This is a genomic window from Synechococcus sp. W55.2, assembly GCF_047461635.1.
Lineage (GTDB): Bacteria > Cyanobacteriota > Cyanobacteriia > Thermostichales > Thermostichaceae > Thermostichus.
In genome coordinates, this window is record NZ_JANSHM010000030.1 from 1 (window position 1) to 18,782 (window position 18,782).

At 57.7% G+C, this 18,782-nt stretch carries 20 protein-coding genes and 1 pseudogene; 9 read left to right on the forward strand and 12 right to left on the reverse strand.

Translation table 11 applies throughout. The features are described from left to right. From NW828_RS07630 to NW828_RS07660, 7 genes and pseudogenes are all read right to left on the reverse strand, one after another. Positions 1 to 170, reverse strand: a pseudogene (locus NW828_RS07630) (RNA-guided endonuclease TnpB family protein); the annotation flags it as partial. A gap of 45 nt (positions 171 to 215) precedes the next feature. Next, a complete protein-coding gene (locus NW828_RS07635; RefSeq protein WP_414382975.1) occupies positions 216 to 542 on the reverse strand; it encodes a helix-turn-helix domain-containing protein in 327 nt (108 codons plus the stop codon). A 105-nt stretch (positions 543 to 647) separates the two neighbouring features. Further along, on the reverse strand, positions 648 to 1,961 hold the full coding sequence (gene hisD, locus NW828_RS07640) for a histidinol dehydrogenase (RefSeq protein ID WP_414328849.1): 1,314 nt from the start codon (positions 1,959 to 1,961) through the stop codon (positions 648 to 650). A 233-nt stretch (positions 1,962 to 2,194) separates the two neighbouring features. Continuing rightward, complete coding sequence (locus tag NW828_RS07645; RefSeq protein WP_414343014.1) at positions 2,195 to 2,938, reverse strand: hypothetical protein; 744 nt, start codon at positions 2,936 to 2,938, stop codon at positions 2,195 to 2,197. A gap of 112 nt (positions 2,939 to 3,050) precedes the next feature. After that, positions 3,051 to 4,226 carry an LL-diaminopimelate aminotransferase gene (locus NW828_RS07650; RefSeq protein WP_414382977.1) on the reverse strand — a complete coding sequence of 392 codons (1,176 nt, stop codon included), beginning with the start codon at positions 4,224 to 4,226 and terminating at the stop codon, positions 3,051 to 3,053. Between the two features lie 49 nt (positions 4,227 to 4,275). Further along, entirely contained in the window at positions 4,276 to 4,860 is a 585-nt protein-coding gene (locus NW828_RS07655; RefSeq protein ID WP_414343009.1) for a TolB family protein, read from the reverse strand. A 58-nt stretch (positions 4,861 to 4,918) separates the two neighbouring features. Continuing rightward, positions 4,919 to 5,203, reverse strand: a complete 285-nt coding sequence (locus tag NW828_RS07660) for a DUF427 domain-containing protein (RefSeq protein ID WP_414328853.1) — start codon at positions 5,201 to 5,203, stop codon at positions 4,919 to 4,921. Positions 5,204 to 5,432: 229 nt separating this feature from the next. Here NW828_RS07660 and NW828_RS07665 point away from each other — a divergent pair, with 229 nt between their 5' ends. The 9 genes from NW828_RS07665 (at position 5,433) to NW828_RS07705 (ending at position 14,412) form a co-directional block, all read left to right on the forward strand. Then, positions 5,433 to 6,842 (forward strand): GTP-binding protein, encoded by a 1,410-nt coding sequence (locus NW828_RS07665; protein ID WP_414382979.1) that lies wholly within the window; start codon positions 5,433 to 5,435, stop codon positions 6,840 to 6,842. A gap of 48 nt (positions 6,843 to 6,890) precedes the next feature. Continuing rightward, positions 6,891 to 7,655 carry a peptidase gene (locus tag NW828_RS07670; RefSeq protein WP_414382981.1) on the forward strand — a complete coding sequence of 255 codons (765 nt, stop codon included), beginning with the start codon at positions 6,891 to 6,893 and terminating at the stop codon, positions 7,653 to 7,655. A gap of 52 nt (positions 7,656 to 7,707) precedes the next feature. Further along, complete coding sequence (gene glyQ, locus NW828_RS07675; protein ID WP_414328660.1) at positions 7,708 to 8,694, forward strand: glycine--tRNA ligase subunit alpha; 987 nt, start codon at positions 7,708 to 7,710, stop codon at positions 8,692 to 8,694. A 150-nt stretch (positions 8,695 to 8,844) separates the two neighbouring features. Next, positions 8,845 to 9,372 (forward strand): NYN domain-containing protein, encoded by a 528-nt coding sequence (locus tag NW828_RS07680; protein ID WP_011431737.1) that lies wholly within the window; start codon positions 8,845 to 8,847, stop codon positions 9,370 to 9,372. Between the two features lie 330 nt (positions 9,373 to 9,702). Then, positions 9,703 to 11,514, forward strand: a complete 1,812-nt coding sequence (gene lepA, locus NW828_RS07685; protein WP_414382983.1) for a translation elongation factor 4 — start codon at positions 9,703 to 9,705, stop codon at positions 11,512 to 11,514. Continuing rightward, positions 11,507 to 12,142, forward strand: coding sequence for a bis(5'-nucleosyl)-tetraphosphatase (symmetrical) YqeK (yqeK, locus tag NW828_RS07690; RefSeq protein ID WP_414382985.1), 636 nt, complete (start codon positions 11,507 to 11,509; stop codon positions 12,140 to 12,142). Before lepA ends, yqeK begins: the two co-directional genes overlap by 8 nt. 12 nt (positions 12,143 to 12,154) lie before the next feature. Then, entirely contained in the window at positions 12,155 to 12,526 is a 372-nt protein-coding gene (gene rsfS, locus NW828_RS07695) for a ribosome silencing factor (protein WP_011431734.1), read from the forward strand. 605 nt (positions 12,527 to 13,131) lie between these two features. After that, positions 13,132 to 13,443: a hypothetical protein gene (locus tag NW828_RS07700; protein WP_414382987.1), complete on the forward strand. Its 312-nt coding sequence runs from the start codon at positions 13,132 to 13,134 to the stop codon at positions 13,441 to 13,443. Positions 13,444 to 13,500: 57 nt separating this feature from the next. Next, positions 13,501 to 14,412: a histone deacetylase gene (locus NW828_RS07705; protein WP_414383004.1), complete on the forward strand. Its 912-nt coding sequence runs from the start codon at positions 13,501 to 13,503 to the stop codon at positions 14,410 to 14,412. On the opposite strand, the gene NW828_RS07710 is transcribed toward NW828_RS07705, so the two are convergent. The 5 genes from NW828_RS07710 to remA all read right to left on the reverse strand — a co-directional run bounded on the left by NW828_RS07710 (position 14,409) and on the right by remA (position 18,530). After that, entirely contained in the window at positions 14,409 to 15,560 is a 1,152-nt protein-coding gene (locus tag NW828_RS07710; protein WP_414373485.1) for an NAD-dependent epimerase/dehydratase family protein, read from the reverse strand. The genes NW828_RS07705 and NW828_RS07710 overlap by 4 nt on opposite strands. 93 nt (positions 15,561 to 15,653) lie before the next feature. Further along, positions 15,654 to 16,592, reverse strand: coding sequence for a spermidine synthase (locus tag NW828_RS07715; RefSeq protein WP_414382989.1), 939 nt, complete (start codon positions 16,590 to 16,592; stop codon positions 15,654 to 15,656). Positions 16,593 to 16,711: 119 nt separating this feature from the next. Beyond that, on the reverse strand, positions 16,712 to 17,170 hold the full coding sequence (gene speD / locus NW828_RS07720; protein ID WP_414342990.1) for an adenosylmethionine decarboxylase: 459 nt from the start codon (positions 17,168 to 17,170) through the stop codon (positions 16,712 to 16,714). A 342-nt stretch (positions 17,171 to 17,512) separates the two neighbouring features. Further along, entirely contained in the window at positions 17,513 to 18,160 is a 648-nt protein-coding gene (gmk, locus tag NW828_RS07725) for a guanylate kinase (RefSeq protein WP_369791759.1), read from the reverse strand. Positions 18,161 to 18,260: 100 nt separating this feature from the next. Beyond that, positions 18,261 to 18,530 carry an extracellular matrix/biofilm regulator RemA gene (gene remA / locus NW828_RS07730; protein ID WP_414382990.1) on the reverse strand — a complete coding sequence of 90 codons (270 nt, stop codon included), beginning with the start codon at positions 18,528 to 18,530 and terminating at the stop codon, positions 18,261 to 18,263. Between the last annotated feature and the right edge of the window lie 252 nt (positions 18,531 to 18,782).

The following is an 18,782-nucleotide window of genomic DNA, read 5'->3' on the forward strand; positions in this document are numbered from 1 at the left end:
ATCTCGTAGTAGCAAAGGGATTGCAGTTTGACCGCGTTGACGATCTTCTCCGGCGTGTTCTGGTTGACCCAGTTCAATGCCTGCACAAAGACATCCATCGTCGCGTCCAATTTGGCGGCTTGCGACTGGGACGCCTTGAGCTTACAGGAGACGTTCAGGACTTGGCTCATGAGTTCATTGTACTTCATCAAAGCGCATCCCTCCCGGCACTGACCCTACGGGTACAGTGCGGGGCTCCTGCGATTTCTAGCTAAGGATGGCTTCCAGCTCTGGGGTAAGCTGCCGCACCGAGAACAAGCATTGATGTCACAGCGATTGTGTTCCCACCACGCAAAGCGCTCTGCCAAGCGATAGTTATACTGCTTCCGTAACAAGTCTAGCCATTGGTCCATCAGAGCAACTTGGCTAGAAGTAGGGCGTAAGCGATATTGATAGGCAGTTCTCATGATGAGTTTATAAAAGTTCTCATGATGAGCGTATAAAATCCTGCTACGCCGGTCATAGCACCAGTAAGGACAAAGCATTGTGTCCTTGCCTCTCATCCCGACCCTCACCCTGGATAGTGGTGAGTGGATAGTGACTAGCCACTAGTCACTAACAGAGGGTGGGGCTTCCCGGCGGTCTAGCTAACTGCGACCAGGGCTTGATTAGCGCTCCTCCGCCAACCGCACCTGTACCGACTGGCCGTGGGCGGGCAACCCTTCCGCTTGTGTGAGAGCCTGAATGGCGCTGGCCACCTCCCGCAAAGCCGCTGAGCTGTATTGAATCAGACTGGAATGCTTTAGGAAAGTTTCCACCCCCAAAGCCGAGGCATAGCGGGCCGCACCGGCGGTGGGCAAGGTATGGTTGGGGCCAGCCAGGTAATCTCCTACCGCCTCCGGAGTATGGTGGCCCAAGAAAATGGCCCCCGCATGGCGAATGGGATCCAGCAAAGCCCAGGGATCGGCCACCTGCAGTTCCAAATGCTCTGGCGCAAACAGGTTGGACAAAGCCACCGCCGCCGTCAGATCCGGCACCACCGCAATCAGCCCGTAATTCACCACCGACTTTTCCACCATCAGACGGTTGGGATGGGCCTCCATCTGGGTGGCCACCGCCTGCTGCACCTGCTGGGCCAGCTGGAGATCGGTGGTCAGAAGGATGGCCGCCGCCAAGGGATCGTGCTCGGCTTGGGCCAGCAAATCGGCAGCCACATAAAGGGGGTTGGCGCTCTCGTCGGCGATGATCAACACCTCCGATGGCCCGGCCAGCGAGTCGATCCCCACCGTGCCGTACACCAGCTTTTTGGCCAAAGTTACGTAGATGTTGCCGGGGCCGGTGATCACGTCCACCTTGGGGATGGTCTCGGTGCCGTAGGCCAAGGCCCCTATTGCCTGAGCCCCTCCAACGCGATAGATGGTGTGGATGCCTACTTCTTGGGCGGCCACCAAAATGGCCGGGCTAATCCCCTTGCCCCCCGAGCCGTCGGATCCCGGTGGCGTCACCATCACAATCTCGGGCACCCCCGCCACCTGGGCCGGGATGGCGTTCATCAACACAGTGCTGGGGTAGGCGGCCCGCCCCCCCGGAATGTATAGGCCGGCGCGATCCACAGGGCGGTATTGCTTGCCCAAGACGATCTCAGGGCCGGGAAAGCTTACCCAACTGCTGGGCACCCGCTGCCGGTGAAAAGCTTCAATGCGCTGCTTGGCCAGCCGTAGGGCTGAAAGCAATTGCGGAGACACCGCCTGGTAAGCCGCCTCCAGCTCGGCCCCAGACACCTTCAGTTCGGCAACGCTCAGCTCCACCTGGTCGAACTCAGCCGTATAGGTCAGCAGGGCCCGATCCCCCTGACGGCGTACCGCTTGCAGGATCTCCCGCACGGTTGCTTCACGGTGCAGGTTCTGGTCAGCCTGAGTGCGCTCCGAGATCCGTCTAAGCTCGGCTTCAGCCTCGGCTAGCTGGGTGACGATTCTCAGCATGGCAACTCCTTCGCATAGCGCGCCGTAACCCCATACTAACGAGGGATCCGGCGGCATCGCGGTAGCAAAGCGGATCTTTCGCTGGGTCGGCTTGCGGCGACAAGAAGGGACATCCCCAGGCAGGGATCTTGTCTGCACCTGGCGTGATCCGGGTTGAGCATGGTCATAGCTTAGCCTGGATTGTCCTCGGCCAAGCGCCGATAGCCCTACTTAGGAAAAAGCCTGCCCCTTTTTCATAGGCCCAGTTCTGTCGATTTGATCAAGTTGCGAAAATCGTGGATTACCTCTTCACAGCGACGGAAAAAAGCCAGCACCCAATCCCGTAGCACCCTTTGCTGAGATTCGTCCAGTTCCTTGAGGGATCCCCGGTAGTGGATCTGGCCGCTGCGCTCGATCTCGAACTGGTTCAGCCATTCTGCTTTGGATCCCTGGCGTTCCACCACTTCCTGCCGTGCTGCCTTCCAATAGTTGACGATCACCGCCTTGCCCAAATAGCCGGTTGTAATCTGGCAGAGACGGTTCAGAGATTGCACGAAGACATCCATCTCCATGCGCGGGCCCGCCGCAGGAGCGGAACTGGGCTGGGTAGCGTTCCGGCCTGCCTCCGCCTGGCTGGTAAATAGACGAAAGGTGGCCAAGCCCTTTGGCGTATCCTGCTGCAGCTCGGCTCGCAGGCGGTTCACGGCCAAGGTGTAAACCGGCATCACCAGCTCGTCATTCACCGCCACCAGCAGCGCCCATTCCGGCCCGAGGGGGTAAACGAAGACCCGCTGCTCGGCAAACTGAAAATCAAAATAGTCAAGTCCTGGGGGCATGGTCTGCAAAACTTGAAACAGCCCTTCGGTGAGGGCCTGTTGCTGTCGGCTATCCAAATCCTGAAAAGAGCGGTAGAAAAAAGGGCGACCTGTCCGACTCAAGAGCGCCACCCCCATCACCCCGCGGATGGACAAAAAACTGTCGAGCGTTTCCTTCTCCATGCCCACTCAACTTGGGTAACACTCTTATCCTGACTTAGATTGCCCGAGGGTGGGCGAGCACAACCAACCGCAGTTGCGAGAGGTGGATGCTCGATTTTGGGATTTAGGAAATTCACTGGGACAAAAACGCCTCGATCCGTCCCACCGCCTCCTCCAGACGGGATCCCTCGACCACCAAAGCAAAGCGGACATAGCCTTCCCCACTGGGGCCAAAGCCAGAACCGGGAGACAGGGCAACCCCTGTGGCTCTCACCAAGTCCAAACAAAACTGGGCAGAAGAGCCGCGATAAAACTCCGGCAAAGGCGCCCACAGATACATGGTGGCCTCCGGCAAAGGCACAGGCCAACCGATGCGGTGTAGAGCCGCCACAGCTATATCCCGTCGCTCTCGGTACACCTGCCGCCAGCGCTCCAAAAAACTATCGGGAACTGCCAAAGCCGCTGCTGCCCCCCGCAGAATGCCCTGGTACTGATGGAAGTCGATGGTGGATTTCACCCATCGCAGGGCTCGGATCAGCTCTCGGCTGCCAATGGCGTAGGCCACCCGGAACCCTCCCATGTGATAGGACTTGGAGAGAGAAAAAAACTCGATGGTGCGGGTTTTATCGGGATCCGCCTGCAGCGCAGAAGGGGCCACCTGGCCGTCGAAGCGCCAGTCCACATAGGGAAAATCGTGGGCCAGAACGATGTCGTACTGCTGACAAAACTGCAGGGTTTCTTGCCAAAACTCCGGGGTGACGGTGGCAGTGGTGGGGTTGTGGGGGTAGTTCAACACCAGCAGCCGCGCCTGCCGGCAGATCGCTGCCGGGATCCGATCCCAGCGGGGCAAGAAGCGGTTTTCCGCCCGCAGGGGCAGGTAGTAGGGGATCCCGCCCGCCAGATGGATCCCGCCCGCATGAGAGGGATAGGCCGGATCGGCGACCAAGGCAACATCGCCGGGGTTGAGCAAAGCCAGGGGCAAGAGGGCCGTTCCCTGCTGGGATCCGATCAACGGCAGCACCTCTGTTTCCGGATCGATCTCCAGGCCGAACTTCCCCATGTACCACTTGGCGCAGGCCGTCCGAAAGTCCGCCGTGTCGTGAAACAGCGTGTAGCCATAGGTAGAGGGATCCGACAGAGCCGATTGAATGGCCGCCAAGGAGTCTGAAGGTGGGGGCAGATCGGAGGATCCCAGCGACAAATCGATTACATCCAGGCCAGAGCGACGAGCCTCCCGCTTGGCTTGATCCATCCGGTCAAACACATTGCCGCCAAGGGGTTGAAGTCGCTGGGCGAGGGGAATCAACATGCAGAAACTCTTGCAAAGCAGGGGGGCCTATCCTGGCTTGAGGATCCCCTCAGGGATTGTCGTCAGCATTGGGGGAAGAAGGTGAGGTTGGACGCGTGCTGGCCGCCGGCCCCCGGTCAAAAATCTCGATGTGCCACTGTCCTTGGCCGTTGCTCTCAAAAGCGATAAACCGGCCATCGCCGCTGATGGTGGGGTTGCGCACATCTCCTGGCACCCGGCTGCTGATGTTTTCTATCCTGCGAGTTTCCCGGTCGTAGAGGAAGATCTCAGACTTGCCCAGAGCATTGGACACGTAGACGATGTAGCGGCCATCAGCGCTGATGTCGGGCGAGGTAGCCGCCACGTCGCTGGAGTTGAGGCCGGGCAGATCCACCAAGCGACGTTCCACCGTGTCGTAGAGAAAAATATCCTGGCTGCCGCTGCGGGCCGAGGAAAACACCAGGTAGCGGCCATCTCCGTTGAAAGCAGGCTCCCCATCGGGGAAGATGCTGTTGAGGCCACTGTTGGTCAGGCTGGGACGCGGGGTGCGAAAACCTGCGGGGCTGCAGCCCAACAGCACCAAGCTCAATCCGGCCAGGCCCAGCTTTCTCGCCCACCGGGCCGCGCCAAACAGGATCCGGCCATCGGTCAGCATGGCATCGCCTCTCCAACCCACTCTTCCCATCATACCCGGTTGACAAACTCGGCTCCGGCTAGGGCTCCACCTTGACACCCTTCCAGAAGGCCACATAGCCCCGGATGTTGGCCGCAGCGGGTTTGGGATCCGGGTAGTACCAGGCGGCATCTTTGTTCTCCTGGCCGTTGACCACGAGGGTGTAGTAGCTGGCCTCCCCCTTCCAGGGGCAGGTGGTGTGGGTAGAGCTGGGCTGGAAGTATTCCCGGCGCAGAGATTCCGGCGGAAAATAGATGTTGCCTTCTACGGTTTCGTAGCGGTCTGTCTCGGCCACCACTACCCCATTCCAGATAGCCCTGGGCATGGAAAACCTCCTCTTGCCAAGTTTCGGATATCGGATTTTTGAGTTGCAGATCCCTGCGGCTGAGGCCGCCTTGCTTTGAGCTTAGCTCTTCCCTTCCTCTTATGATCGTTCTGTACTGCTTTTGATGAGCAGCTCTTTGGCCGATAGGGAAGCCTGCCAATTCCCAGAGGGGGACGGGATCCTTTGAGGGCTGCTCTCTACTGCTATTGAACCATCGAACGCTACGGTCATGGCTCGCCGCAACACCTTGCAAGATGACCTCAACTACCAACAAGCCAAGCGCAGCTTGCGCCAGTGGGTGACCCAACTGGATCTGCGCCCCCAAGAGGTCACGGGCCTGGAAGCCGAGCTGGAGGGCCTGCAAGCGCTGCTGGACAAGCTGGAAACCGAGGTGATCCACATCGCCGCCTTCGGTCTGGTGGGGCGGGGCAAGTCTTCGCTGCTCAATGCCCTGTTGGGCGAGCCGGTCTTTGAGACGGGGCCAACCCACGGCGTCACCCGTACCCAGCAAGCGGCAACTTGGAACATCAGCTGGGAAACCCGCCCCCAGTCCTCCTTCTCTGGCACATCCCTGCAGGGATCCCGCCTCCCCCCTTCCTCGGTGCAGTCGGTACAGGTCGCCCATTGGCAGGGATCCCGTCTGGAGCTGATCGACACTCCCGGCCTGGATGAAGTAGACGGCGAAGAGCGGGCGCGGCTGGCCCGAGAAGTGGCGCAGCGGGCGGATTTGATCCTGTTTGTCGTCTGCGGGGATCTGACGCGGGTGGAGTTTGAGGCCCTGGCCACCCTGCGGGAGGCGGGCAAGCCTATGCTGCTGGTGTTCAACAAGATCGACCAGTACCCAGAGGCAGATCGCCAGGCCATTTACGACAAGATCCGCAACGAACGGGTGCGGCAGCTCCTTTCTCCCAACGAGATCGTCATGGTGGCGGCCTCCCCTCGCGTACCCCGCCTGGTGCAAAGGCCGGATGGGAGCTTTGCTGCCCAGATGGAAGTGGGATCCCCGCAGGTGGATGAGCTGCGCCTGAAAATCCTGGAAGTCCTGCATCGGGAGGGGCGTTCGCTGCTGGCCTTGAATGCCCTCCTGTTTGCTGATCGGGTTAACCAGCAGGTAATTGAGCGCAAGCTGCAAACCCGTGCCCAGCAAGCCCAAGACCTCATCGCCTCAGCCGCCCGCACCAAAGCGCTGGCGGTTGCCCTCAACCCCATCACCCTGCTCGATACCTTGGGAGGGCTGGCCATCGATGTCACCCTGATCCTGCGCCTGGCCCGCCTGTACGGCTGGCCCATGAGCACTGCAGGAGCCACACAACTGCTGCAGAAGATCATCCTCAGCATGCTCAGCCTGGGCGCCGGCGAGTGGGTGGCGCTGTTGGGCCTGGGATCCCTGAAAACCTTGCTGGGGGGATTCTCTCTGGGAGCCTACGGTTCCGTGGCCCTGACGCAGGCGGTGTTGGCCGGGTTTTCCTGCTATGCCATCGGCGAGTCCGCCCGCCGCTACCTGGCCCAGGGAGCCAGTTGGGGGCCAGAGGGCCCCAAAGCCGCCATAGCCCAGATTTTGGCCGATTTGGACGAAGCCTCGATCACCGCCCGCCTGCGGGAGGAAATCCGCCACAAAATCGGATTTGCTTTCCCCTGAACCTCTACAATCGCCTCTACAATCAGAGAGCCGAGCCGCATCGTTCGCATGACCTACTGCCTTGGCATCATCACCCGCTTTGGCTTGGTGATGGCGGCAGATTCCCGCACCAACGCCGGGGTGGACTACGTCTCCACCTACCAAAAGCTGTTCGATTTTTCCGTGCCCGAAGAGCGGGTGATCTTGATCTGCACCTCCGGCAACCTGTCCATCACCCAGGGCGTTTTGACCGAAGTGCAGCGGGATCTGCGCCAACCGGAAAGTTCCAATCTCCACACCTTCCCCCATCTCTACGACGTGGCCCGCTACCTGGGATCCAAAATTCGTTACATCCAGGAGCAAGACCGACCCTGGCTGGAAAAGGACGGTATCGACGCCCAGTGCAGCCTGTTGTTGGGGGGACAGATCCGAGGCGAGGAGCCGGCCCTCTTTTTGATCTACAGCCAGGGCAACTGCATCCAGGCCACCCCGGAAACCCCTTTTTTGCAGGTGGGGGAAACCAAATACGGCAAGCCAATCTTGGATCGCACCCTCTCCTACGAAACCTCGCTAGCAGATGCGGCCAAATGCGCTCTCCTCTCCATTGACTCCACCATGAAATCCAACATCTCCGTCGGCCCCCCCATCGATTTGGTGATGGTGCAAGCGGATCAGTTCAAGGTCACCCACCGTCTGCGCCTGCGCACCGGGGATCCCTACCTGGCCAAGATGCGCAAACTGTGGGAGAGCGCCCTCAAACAAGCCTTCGACCAAATGCCCCCCATCGAGTGGGACTACTCGGATCCAGTCGATCAAGAAGAGCTGCTCGACTGAGAGGAGGAGATTGGTAGGATAGGGGTTAATCCATCTCTGCCCAACCCCTGCCATGTCAGCCCACACCTTTCAAGACTTGATCTTTCGCCTGCAACAGTTTTGGGGGGAGCAGGGCTGCTTGATCCTACAACCCTACGACCTGGAAAAAGGCGCCGGCACCATGAGCCCCCACACGTTTTTGCGCGCCTTGGGGCCGGATCCCTGGCGAGTGGCCTATGTCGAACCCTGTCGCCGCCCCACCGATGGACGCTACGGTCAAAACCCCAATCGCCTGCAGCACTATTTTCAATACCAAGTGTTGATCAAGCCCTCCCCCGATGACATTCAAGATGTGTACCTAAATAGCCTGCAAGCTTTGGGCGTGAACCCGGCAGAACACGATGTTCGCTTTGTGGAAGATGACTGGGAATCTCCCACCTTGGGGGCTTGGGGCGTGGGCTGGGAAGTGTGGCTGGACGGCATGGAAGTAACCCAGTTCACCTATTTTCAGCAGGTGGGCGGACAAGATTGTCGCCCGGTTTCTGTAGAAATTACCTATGGGCTAGAGCGCCTGGCCATGTATCTGCAGGGGGTGGATTCGGTTTTCGATCTCTGCTGGAATGAGCATCCTTCTCTGGGACGGATTACCTATGGACAAATCTATTTCCAAAATGAGGTCGAGCAATCTTATTACAACTTCGAGTATTCCGATCCGGAGATGCTACTGGAATTGTTCCGGCTCTACGAAGCCGAGGCCAAGCGTTTGATCGAAACCACCCAACAGAAACTGCAGAAACAGGTGTTGCCGGATCGGTTGGCCGTGTCTCTGCTCCTGCCCGCCTACGACTATGTGCTCAAGTGCTCCCACACCTTTAACCTGCTCGACGCTCGTGGTGTCATTGCTGTAGCCGAGCGCACCCTCTACATTGGGCGCATCCGTAACCTGGCTCGACAATTGGCGGAGCTGTACGTTAGCCAAGCCGATCGACCGGGATCCAGCTATGCCCTGCGGCAACCGGAACCCGCTTTGGTTTACAGGGGTGCCTCTCCCCAGAGTTAATTCTTGAGAAAGGGATCCCACCTTTGGCTATGATGAGAGATTGGTGTCAGCAAGGTGCTGGCTGCCCAAATGGCTCTTGTGGAAAGTCAGTGACCTCGTTTTCATCCTCTTTTTCTGACCAGTTCACCTTACTTTTTTCGGAAAAGCTTTATGTTTTACCATCATCCCGTCACTCGGGTTTCCATCTTTATTGATGGCAATAATATGTTTTATGCTCAACAGAAAAATGGCTGGTTTTTCGACCCACGCCGGGTGCTGGATTATTTTGTTAGATCACAGCCGAATGTTGAATTGGTCAACGCCTTTTGGTACACCGGCATCAAGGATCCCCATGATCAGAGGGCCTTTCGAGACGCTCTGATCAGCATGGGCTTCACTGTGCGCACCAAGATCCTCAAAGAATATCGAGATGAAGACTCCGGTCGGTACTCCCAAAAAGCAAATCTGGATATCGAAATAGTAATCGATATGTTCAACACCGTTGGCCAGTACGATAGGATCATTCTATTTAGCGGCGATGGAGATTTTGAGCGGGCCGTCGAGCTGTTGCGTTCCAAAAACACGCTGATTACAGTTGTCTCCACCGAAGGGATGATCGCCCGCGAGCTGCGCAACGCCACCGACCGCTACATCGACCTCAACGACATTCGCCCCTACATTGAGAAGTTAGACAAGTAGTGCTTTGGGCAGGGTTCTGGACTGCTTCCTCTGCCGTCGGGTCAGACCCATAGCCTCCTGGCGAGCTGGCGACAACACCGCCTAAGTTCGTTCTGGCTTTTTCCATCTTCACGGATCCCATCCCTGCCACACAAGCGGCACGTCTGTTGTACCGGCTCTAGTCAGCGCTGCCGGAAAGGAGCTGTCCCGGCCAATTCCAGTAGGGTGCTCTGGTGTCCGGCAGAAGGGCTGTGTCTTCTCCCCTTGGCAGCCAACTTCTGGGCAACCTCAGTTCAGGCAGGGGAGCAGAGAGGCTAGCATTGTAAAAAATCTTTGCCCTGATCAGTTTTTATGACCGGCGTTCCTGTCTCCCGTATTCGCAACTTTTCCATCATCGCCCACATCGACCACGGCAAATCCACCCTCGCCGATCGCCTCCTGCAGGAAACGGGCACCGTTTCAGCCCGCGAGATGAGGCCACAACTGCTGGACAGCATGGAACTGGAGCGGGAACGGGGCATTACCATCAAGCTGCAAGCGGCCCGCATGAACTACCGTGCCCAAGACGGCCAAGACTACGTTTTGAACCTGATCGACACGCCGGGGCATGTGGACTTCACCTACGAAGTCTCCCGCTCCCTGGCCGCCTGTGAAGGGGCGCTGCTGGTGGTGGATGCCTCTCAAGGGGTGGAGGCCCAAACCTTGGCCAACGTCTACCTGGCCCTGGAGAACAACCTGGAAATTATTCCGGTGATCAACAAAATCGACCTGCCGGGCGCCGAGCCGGAGCGGGTGATTGCGGAGATTGAGCAGGTAATCGGCCTCGACTGCAGCGGGGCAATCCTGGCCTCTGCCAAGGTGGGTATTGGCATTCAAGAGATTCTGGAGGCCATTGTGCAGCGGGTGCCCCCCCCACGGGATACAGTGGCGGATCCCTTGCGGGCCTTGATTTTCGATAGCTATTACGACGCCTATCGCGGCGTGATCGTCTATGTGCGCATCATGGATGGGGAGGTGAAGACGGGGGACAAGATTTGCTTTATGGCCTCTGGCCGAGAATACGAGATTACCGAGCTGGGGGTGATGCGTCCCAACCAAGAGCCGGTGGATGCCCTACATGCGGGCGAGGTGGGCTACATGGCCGCCGCCATCAAGAGCGTGGAACACGCCCGGGTTGGGGATACCATCACACTGGTGAATCGCAAAGCTCCTGAGCCCCTGCCCGGCTACAAAGAAGCCAAGCCGATGGTGTTTTGTGGCCTGTTCCCCAGCAGCTCCGATCAGTACGCCGAACTCAAAGAGGCTCTGGAAAAGCTCAAGCTCAACGATGCTGCCCTGTACTTTGAGCCAGAAATTTCCAGCGCCATGGGCTTCGGCTTCCGCTGTGGTTTTCTGGGCCTGCTGCACATGGAGGTGGTGCAGGAACGCCTAGAGCGGGAGTACAATCTCGATCTGGTGATCACAGCTCCGACGGTGGTGTACCAAGTTACCCTCAACAACGGCTCTGTGATTCGGGTGGACAATCCCAGCAAGCTGCCTCCCCCCAACGAGCGCACCAGCATTGAGGAGCCGATTGTCAGGGTAGAGGTGATTCTTCCTGAGGAATTTGTCGGTACCGTGATGGAGCTGTGTGAGACCAAACGCGGCACTTTTAAAGACATGAAATATCTGGCGCAGGGTCGGACTACGCTGGTGTATGAGCTGCCTCTGGCGGAAGTGGTCACCGACTTTTTCGACCAATTGAAATCACGCACCCGCGGTTATGCCAGCATGGACTACCAAATGATTGGCTATCGCGCCGATGATTTGGTGCGTTTGGACATTTTGATCAACGGCGATGTGGTGGATTCTCTATCCACGATTGTGCATCGGGACAAAGCTTTTTATGTAGGCCGTTCTCTAGTGGCCAAGTTGCGGGAGCTGATCCCGCGCCATCAATTTGAAGTGCCCATTCAGGCGGCGATTGGCTCTAAAGTGATTGCTCGTGAAACCATACCGGCCCTGCGCAAAAACGTCTTGGCCAAATGCTACGGAGGAGACGTGACCCGCAAGCGCAAGCTTTTGGAAAAACAAAAAGAGGGGAAAAAACGCATGAAGGCGGTGGGAACGGTGGATGTGCCCCAAGAAGCGTTTATGGCCGTGCTGAAGTTGCAAAATGATTAGGGCCATGGGCACTCAACTGGGGCGGGAAGCGGTGTTGGCCTGGCTACAGGAGCAGGTGTCTCCCCCTCGCCTTCGCCATATTTTGGGGGTAGAGGCGATGGCCCGGCAGCTGGCGGCCCACTACGGGCTGGATGAGCAGAAAGCTGCTTGGGCAGGGCTGATGCACGACTTGGCTAAGGCTTTCCCGCCGGAGCAACTGTTGCAAAGGGTGGCTCAGGAACGGGAGCTGGATGAGATTGAGCGGGCCGAACCCCATATCCTGCATGCTGAGGTGGGATCCCTGGTGGCGCGGGAGCAGTTTCAGGTACAGGATCCGGAGATCTTGGCGGCCATTGCCAACCACACGTTGGGTCGGCCCGGCATGGATCCCCTCAGTTGTGTGGTTTTCGTGGCCGATGCCCTGGAGCCGAATCGGGGCAGCAACCCAGAATTGGAGCGGTTGCGGCAGATGGCTTTTGTAGATTTGTCTAAAACCGTAGTGGGAGTATGTGACTTGAGCCTAAAATTTTTGCTAGATCGGAATCAGGTGATTCATCCGCGCACACTCATGACTCGGAATCACTTTTTGTTACATCCTTTAGAAAAAGCTGTGTCTCAAGTTAGCTCAGTCGTTTCAGGAGGGTTTTAGTTGCTACATCTCATGCCTGCCCCCGCCGGGGATCCCATCTATTGCATGGCGCTGAGTGCAGCTCGCGCGGCAGAAGAGAAAAAAGGTGGCGATATCGTTCTGCTGGATGTATCCCAAGTCTCCACTTTGGCAGATTACTTTCTTCTGGTCAGCGGCTACTCGCTCACGCAAGTCCGCGCCATTGCCCGAGCAATTGAGGAAAAGGTTTGGGACGAGTGGAAACAAACTCCGCGCCGCATCGAAGGGCAGGAATCGGCCTCTTGGATACTGATCGACTATGCCGATCTCATTGTCCATGTGATTATGCAACAGGAAAGGGACTACTATGACCTAGAGTCTTTCTGGATCCAGGCTCAGCGAGTCGATCTGCCCATAGCAGGCTAAATCTATTTGTTTTGGATCCCTGGATTTGGCAGTTCTTCAGAGCTTGGAGCCAAGGGAAGAGTTGCTCTTTACAACTCTTTAACTGCCTTCCAGGGCCTCCTTGACAGACAGAAGTTTTAGTCAATTGTCAAGAAATATGTAAGTTTCTTAATATTCCCGCAATTTCTTACACAGTCACGTGTTAGGGTAGTGAATGACAAATAGCTGAGTAAGATCTTCCTGCCTTTTGCAGTCGAGTTTCTATAGTCTTTGTTAAACGCTCTACCTTGTTTCTCTTGAACGCTGATAATTCTTCGTTGGTACTGAATACCAGCAAAAAGATTTTCCAGCTGCTGATGGCTCCTATTGGCTGCTTTCAGCGGCAAGTGGAAAGGCAAACGAGGCGAATAGAGGAGGCAAGGATTGGCTGCACAAGAGGATCTTACGAACGAAACCGCAACTTCTTCCCGACGGCAGACTTAGCTGCAACCGGCTTAAATGGTCGGCTTGTAGGCAAAATCCGGTGCCAAAAGCAGCGGAGGAAGATGGGGAAGCAGCGTTTTTTGTTTAATGTCTGTTTTTAAGAGCGACAGGGATTTTTAGGAGGGACATTCATCATGGAAAAGATGTTGGTTAATATTGTTGAGTACCTGGCATTGGGAGAACTGGAAACTATCCTCTCCACTGAGCACCCCCATCAACAGGTGTTTTATGACGCTAGGGAGCGGGAAGCGATGATGCAGCAGATCCTAAACCGGGTCCCCGCCATCTACATGTGGCTGGCCGCCGATGAGTGCCCCAGCCGCGATCAACTCAACCCCTCTGAGCTGGAGTTGCTGCGGTCGGTGGTGCGGGATGTGGTCAAGCAAAAACTCCAACAAGCCTCTTTTGGCCTTGACCCCTATGCGGGATCCATGTCAGAGGTCTTCTACGGATAGAGGGGGCGGGCTTAAGCTACACTGCAAGGGTGTTGCCTTAGCTTGCTGGCTTTGTCCGTGTTGCCCGTTTACTATTCTGATGTTTTCCTCAGCCACGATACTGGGCCATTTCACCCCGAGCGTCCGGCTCGCTTGCAGTCCATTGTTAAGGCGCTGCGTGGTGCCCCTTTTGCCAACCAGTTGGAATGGCGGGATCCCCCCTTGGCGGAGCTAGCAGAGCTGGAGCGAGTACACTCGCGTCGGCACATTCAACAGGTGGCTGAGTTGGCAGCAGCAGGTGGGGGACGCATCGATGCCGACACTGCTCTCTCGGGGAGAAGTTTTGAGGCAGCGCGCCTGGCTGTGGGAGCTTGGATTGCCGGCTCTGCTTCGGTTTTGGCCACCGCTCAGCCGGCTTTGGTGCTGTGTCGTCCGCCTGGGCATCACGCGGAGCCGGAACGGGCAATGGGATTTTGCCTCTTCAGCAACGCGGCCATTGCGGCGCTGTGGGCGTTGGATCAGCCGGGGGTAAAGCGGGTGGCGATTTTCGATTGGGATGTTCACCACGGCAACGGCACGCAGGCGGTGGTGGAGCGCTATCCCCAACTGGCCTATGCCTCCATCCATCAGTTTCCCCTCTACCCCGGCACCGGCTCCGCTCGCGAAACCGGGATCCATGGCAACCTCTGCAATGTTCCTTTGCCAGCGGGGTCGGATTGGTCGGTCTACAAAAAGGCCCTCGACGAGAAGATCTTGCCGTTCTTGCAAGCGTTCCAGCCCGATTTGCTGCTGGTGAGCGCCGGCTTCGACTGTGCTAAAGGGGATCCCTTGGCCGGTATGCAGCTAGAGCCGGAAGCCTTTGGCCGCATGGCCCGCCTTTGCCTGGAGCAGGTGACCCGCAAAACCCTCTTCGGCTTGGAAGGCGGCTATAACCTGGACAACCTGGCGCGCGGCTGGCTGAGCCTGGCCCAAGCTTGCCTGGAGAGTTAACCTTTCCACTTCACCTTGGGTAAAATCTGCCGCACATCCACCCGATCCTTGTACTTGAGAGCAAAGTTGAGCAGCGAATCCAAGAGGGAATCGGACAGATAGTGGGGCTGGAGGCCCAGGTCTAGGAGCTTGGTGTTTTTGGCGTTGTAGTAGTGCTCTTCCAGCTCGACGCGGGGGTTCTCCAGGTGGTTGATTTCCACCTTCAGGCCCATGGTGGCTCCCGCCTTTTGCACCAGCAACGCCAGTTGCTCAACACTAAATTGCTCTGTGAACTGGTTCATCACCCGGAATTGGCCCGGCTCGGCAGGGTGAGCAATGGCCAGCTCCACGCAGCGCACCGTGTCGCGGATATCCAGGAAACCGCGGGTCTGGCCGCCCTTGCCATACACTGTCAGCGGATGGCCCACGGCCGCTTGAATGCAGAAGCGGTTCAGAGCTGTGCCGAATACGCCATCGTAATCGAGACGGTTGATCAGCACCTCGTCCATGCCGGTTTCTTCTGTGAGCACGCCGTATACCACCCCTTGGTTGAGGTCGGTGGCCCGCAGGCCCCAGACGCGGCAGGCGAAGTGGATGTTGTGGCTGTCGTGTACTTTGGAGAGGTGATACATGGATCCCGGCTGCTTGGGGTAGGGCAGGGTATCCTTGCGGCCATTGTGCTCGATGGTGATGTACCCCTCCTCGATGTCGATGTTGGGGGTGCCGTACTCGCCCATGGTGCCCAGCTTCACCAGGTGGCAATCGGGAAATTCCTCCTTGATGGCGTAGAGGATGTTCAAGGTGCCCACCACGTTGTTCACCTGGGTCATCACCGCATGCTCGCGGCTGATCATCGAGTAAGGGGCAGAGCGCTGCTCGCCAAAGTGAACAATGGCATCCGGCGGGAAGCGGCGCATGCAGGAGATCAGGGCTTCGTAGTTGGTAACGTCGCAGACAAAGATGGGAATGTCCTTGCCGGTTAGCCCCTTCCAGCGATCCACCCGTTGCTCTAGCTGGGCAATGGGGGTCAGGGTAGAAACCCCCAGTTGCAGATCCCAGAGGCGGCGGACGTAGGAATCGAGAATGGCCACCTCATAACCCCTGTTGGATAGGTGCAGGGCTGTCGCCCAGCCACAGTATCCGTCACCACCAATAACCAGGACTTTCATCAGGGAAGCAAAATTCGGCTGCTCACGAATCTACCAAGTTATGGCACCAAAGACAAACTCTCCTGGGATCCCTTCGGGGTGCTGGATAGCCCCTTATTCGATGCGAGGCGGGTTGTCCAGGGTATAAACCGTGGTCTCGGCGGCAATGGCACGGCGCAGGTGAGCTGGGACTTGGTAGAGGCCCAGAAGGGTGATGCCATCGATGAATTGCAGTGCCCCTCGCTCGGGATCCAACTGTTGGCTCAGAATCTGGTCGATCTGCTCCGGTTCTGGCCTGGGGGAGATGGGATCCTGAGCTGCCAGGGCAAAACCCAGTGGGCCACCGTAGGTGGGGGCATAGATGGCGTAGGGCTGCACAGCGGCAAACACCGTTTTCAGGGTGCGAACAATGCGGGTGTGCTGGGGCAGCTCAACCGGACCCGTCGGCCCGGCTTGGATGGTGAAAGCCCCATCTGGCTGCAACTTGGAGCGGATCTGGCGGAAAAACTCCTGGGTGAAGAGGCGGTAGGCAGGGCCGGACTCAATGGGATCGGAAAGATCGGAAAGGATCACATCCCAAATGGGGCCTGTTTCCTGGAGAAAATCCAAGGCATCGGCAATCACCACCTCCACCCGCGGATCTTCAAAGGATCCCTGGTGCATTTCCGGCAGGTGCTCTCGGCAGGCTGCCACCACCTCCCCATCGATGTCCACCATCACCACCTGCTCCACCGAGCGCCAACGCAGCACCTCCCGCAGCGTTGCCCCTTCTGCCCCCCCCAACACCAGTACCCGCCGGGGGATCCCGCCCGCTTGGACAACCTGCACCATAGCCGGATGAACCAAAGCCTCGTGGTACAGAAACTCATCCACGGTAGTGGATTGCCAATGCCCATCCAGCATCAGACCCTTGCCGAAGGCCCCCGTCTCGGCGATCAGCATCTCCTGGAAAGGGGTTTTTCGGTAGGCCAAGATGCGCGTGACGGCACGGGCGGTGTAGTCCCAAGGGGTAAAGTACTCCTGAACCCAGAAGAAACTTCTCGGGCTGCTCATAAGCACCTCGCTACAGCTTTTTCCAGCAACATAGACTGACCTCTGGGGTGAATCGGATCCCACCCAGCCTACAGATGGCCCCCATGACAGTTTGGAAAAAGCTGCGATTGGCGAGGATCTCAGCGCCTTCGTCGGCTCGCTTCACAGGTGAGCACCTCAGCCGAGTCTGGGGCCTCTTCCAGGAGTGTCGGTTGCGCGGTGCGGCGGGGCACCTTGCGCAGGGAATATCGTCGCGCTTGAAACACGTCGATCAGATATTCACAGGCCGCTTCCGGTCGGGTGTGGCGACCACAGGTGAACACATCCACCGCCGCGTAGCCCGCTTCGGGCCAGGTGTGAATGGAGATGTGGGATTCCCCCAAAAGAGCGAGGGCTGTAATCCCCTGCGGCTCAAATGGATGGCACAGCTCTCCCAGAAAGGTGGAGTTGGAGCGTCTCGCTGCCTCCCGCAAAGCCTGTTGCACCAGAGAGGCATCATCCAAAAGTTTGGCCGGGCAGTCGTAAAGCTCCAGGATACAGTGGATCCCGATCAGAGCTGGAGACCTATCCCCTAATTGGCCAGATAGTGTGTGCAGCATACTATCCCCTAATTGGCCAGATAGAACTGATTAGAACCAGAGGCTGCACAGAAAGCGCAGCTTTACCATTATCTCACAATTGACATACTCCCCTGCCTAAAGGCAGGGGATTCTGGTTCCTGGTTCTGCGACAGCACTTACCGTGTCAGGTTGCCCCTCCACAGCAGCGGTGCTCATCGCGGCAGCGGGCCGTAGGCCTTAGGGCGGGGTTTCAGACCCAGTTTTTTGGTAAAGCCAAACTACCCTCCCCAGCAGCTTTTTTCTTAACCGAAAGTTAACCCTAGGCCCAATCTGGAGCCACTGCACCACCGACACCAGCGTTCCGGGAAGGGGCTGGAGAAGCTAGGGCTGCTGCTCCTTTGAAGAGGGAGAGGGGGGATAGAGCAGGGCTTCCAGCTCCTGCAGCGCTTGCTCCAGGTTGTCGTTGACAATCACGTAGTCAAATTCGTCTTGGGCATCTAATTCCTTGCGGGCCTGTTCCAGGCGGCGCTCGATGCTGGCCTCTGAGTCTTGTCCGCGCTCGCGGATGCGACGTTCCAGCTCTTCCAGAGAAGGTGGACAGAGAAAGATGCGAATGGCATCTGGGTACTGTTGCCTCACCTGACGGGCCCCCGCCAGCTCAATTTCCAGCAGCACATCCTGACCCTGATTGAGTTTTTGGAACACGATCTCGCGGGGAGTGCCGTAAAAGTTGCCCGCATACTGTGCCCATTCCAACAGCTCGTTGGCTTCAATCAAGTTGAGAAATTCCTCCCGGCTGCGAAAGTAGTAGTTGACGCCTTCCTGTTCGCTGGGGCGGGGGGGGCGGGTGGTGACCGAAACCGAGAGATACAGCTCGGGGTGGCGCTGGCGCAACTGGTTGACCAGCGTACCCTTACCCACTCCACTGGGCCCTGTCAAAACCACCAAGCGACCGCGCGGGGTGGGAGCCGGAAGGGATCCCTGCTGCTGCGTACACTCAGAGGAAACCGGGGTAGGAGAGGTTGGCATAGACAGAGACCGACGCAAGACGGCTGGGCAATTGACTTGTTTGGGTTTGTTTTAGGATATCTCACTTCTGGTTTCTCAAACGGCTCACAGCGATGGGCTTTCACTCGGTTTCGTCTGGCAAACCGGGCTTGGCCGTGAGGAAGCGGTTGGCAACGGTTTCGGGTTGGATGGCGGAGAGGATAACGTGCCCGGAATCGGTGATAATGACAGCGCGGGTACGACGACCATAGGTGGCATCTATCAACTGGCCCCTCTCGCGGGCATCGCTGATGATGCGTTTGATGGGAGCTGACTCGGGACTGACAATGGCGACCACACGCCCAGCGGCGACGATGTTGCCAAAGCCAATGTTGATTAGGCGGGTATCCATGGGGTGATGAGGGAACCTAACGGTTGTCCGGCCAGCAACCTTCATTAAGGTAGCAAATGGGGCTCTTTCGCGGGTTTGCTACAACGACACCTGAGTTCTCGGCCAATGGGGCAGTGAGTTCTGGCGACAAGTCCCGTTCGGGTGAGCCGCAAAAAGGCTGTGGTTGCATAACAAGCTGCACCCTCCCAAACAACTTGCCCTGTTTATCGAGGACGGTAAAATCGTCAACATGAAGCCACTTCAATAGAACTT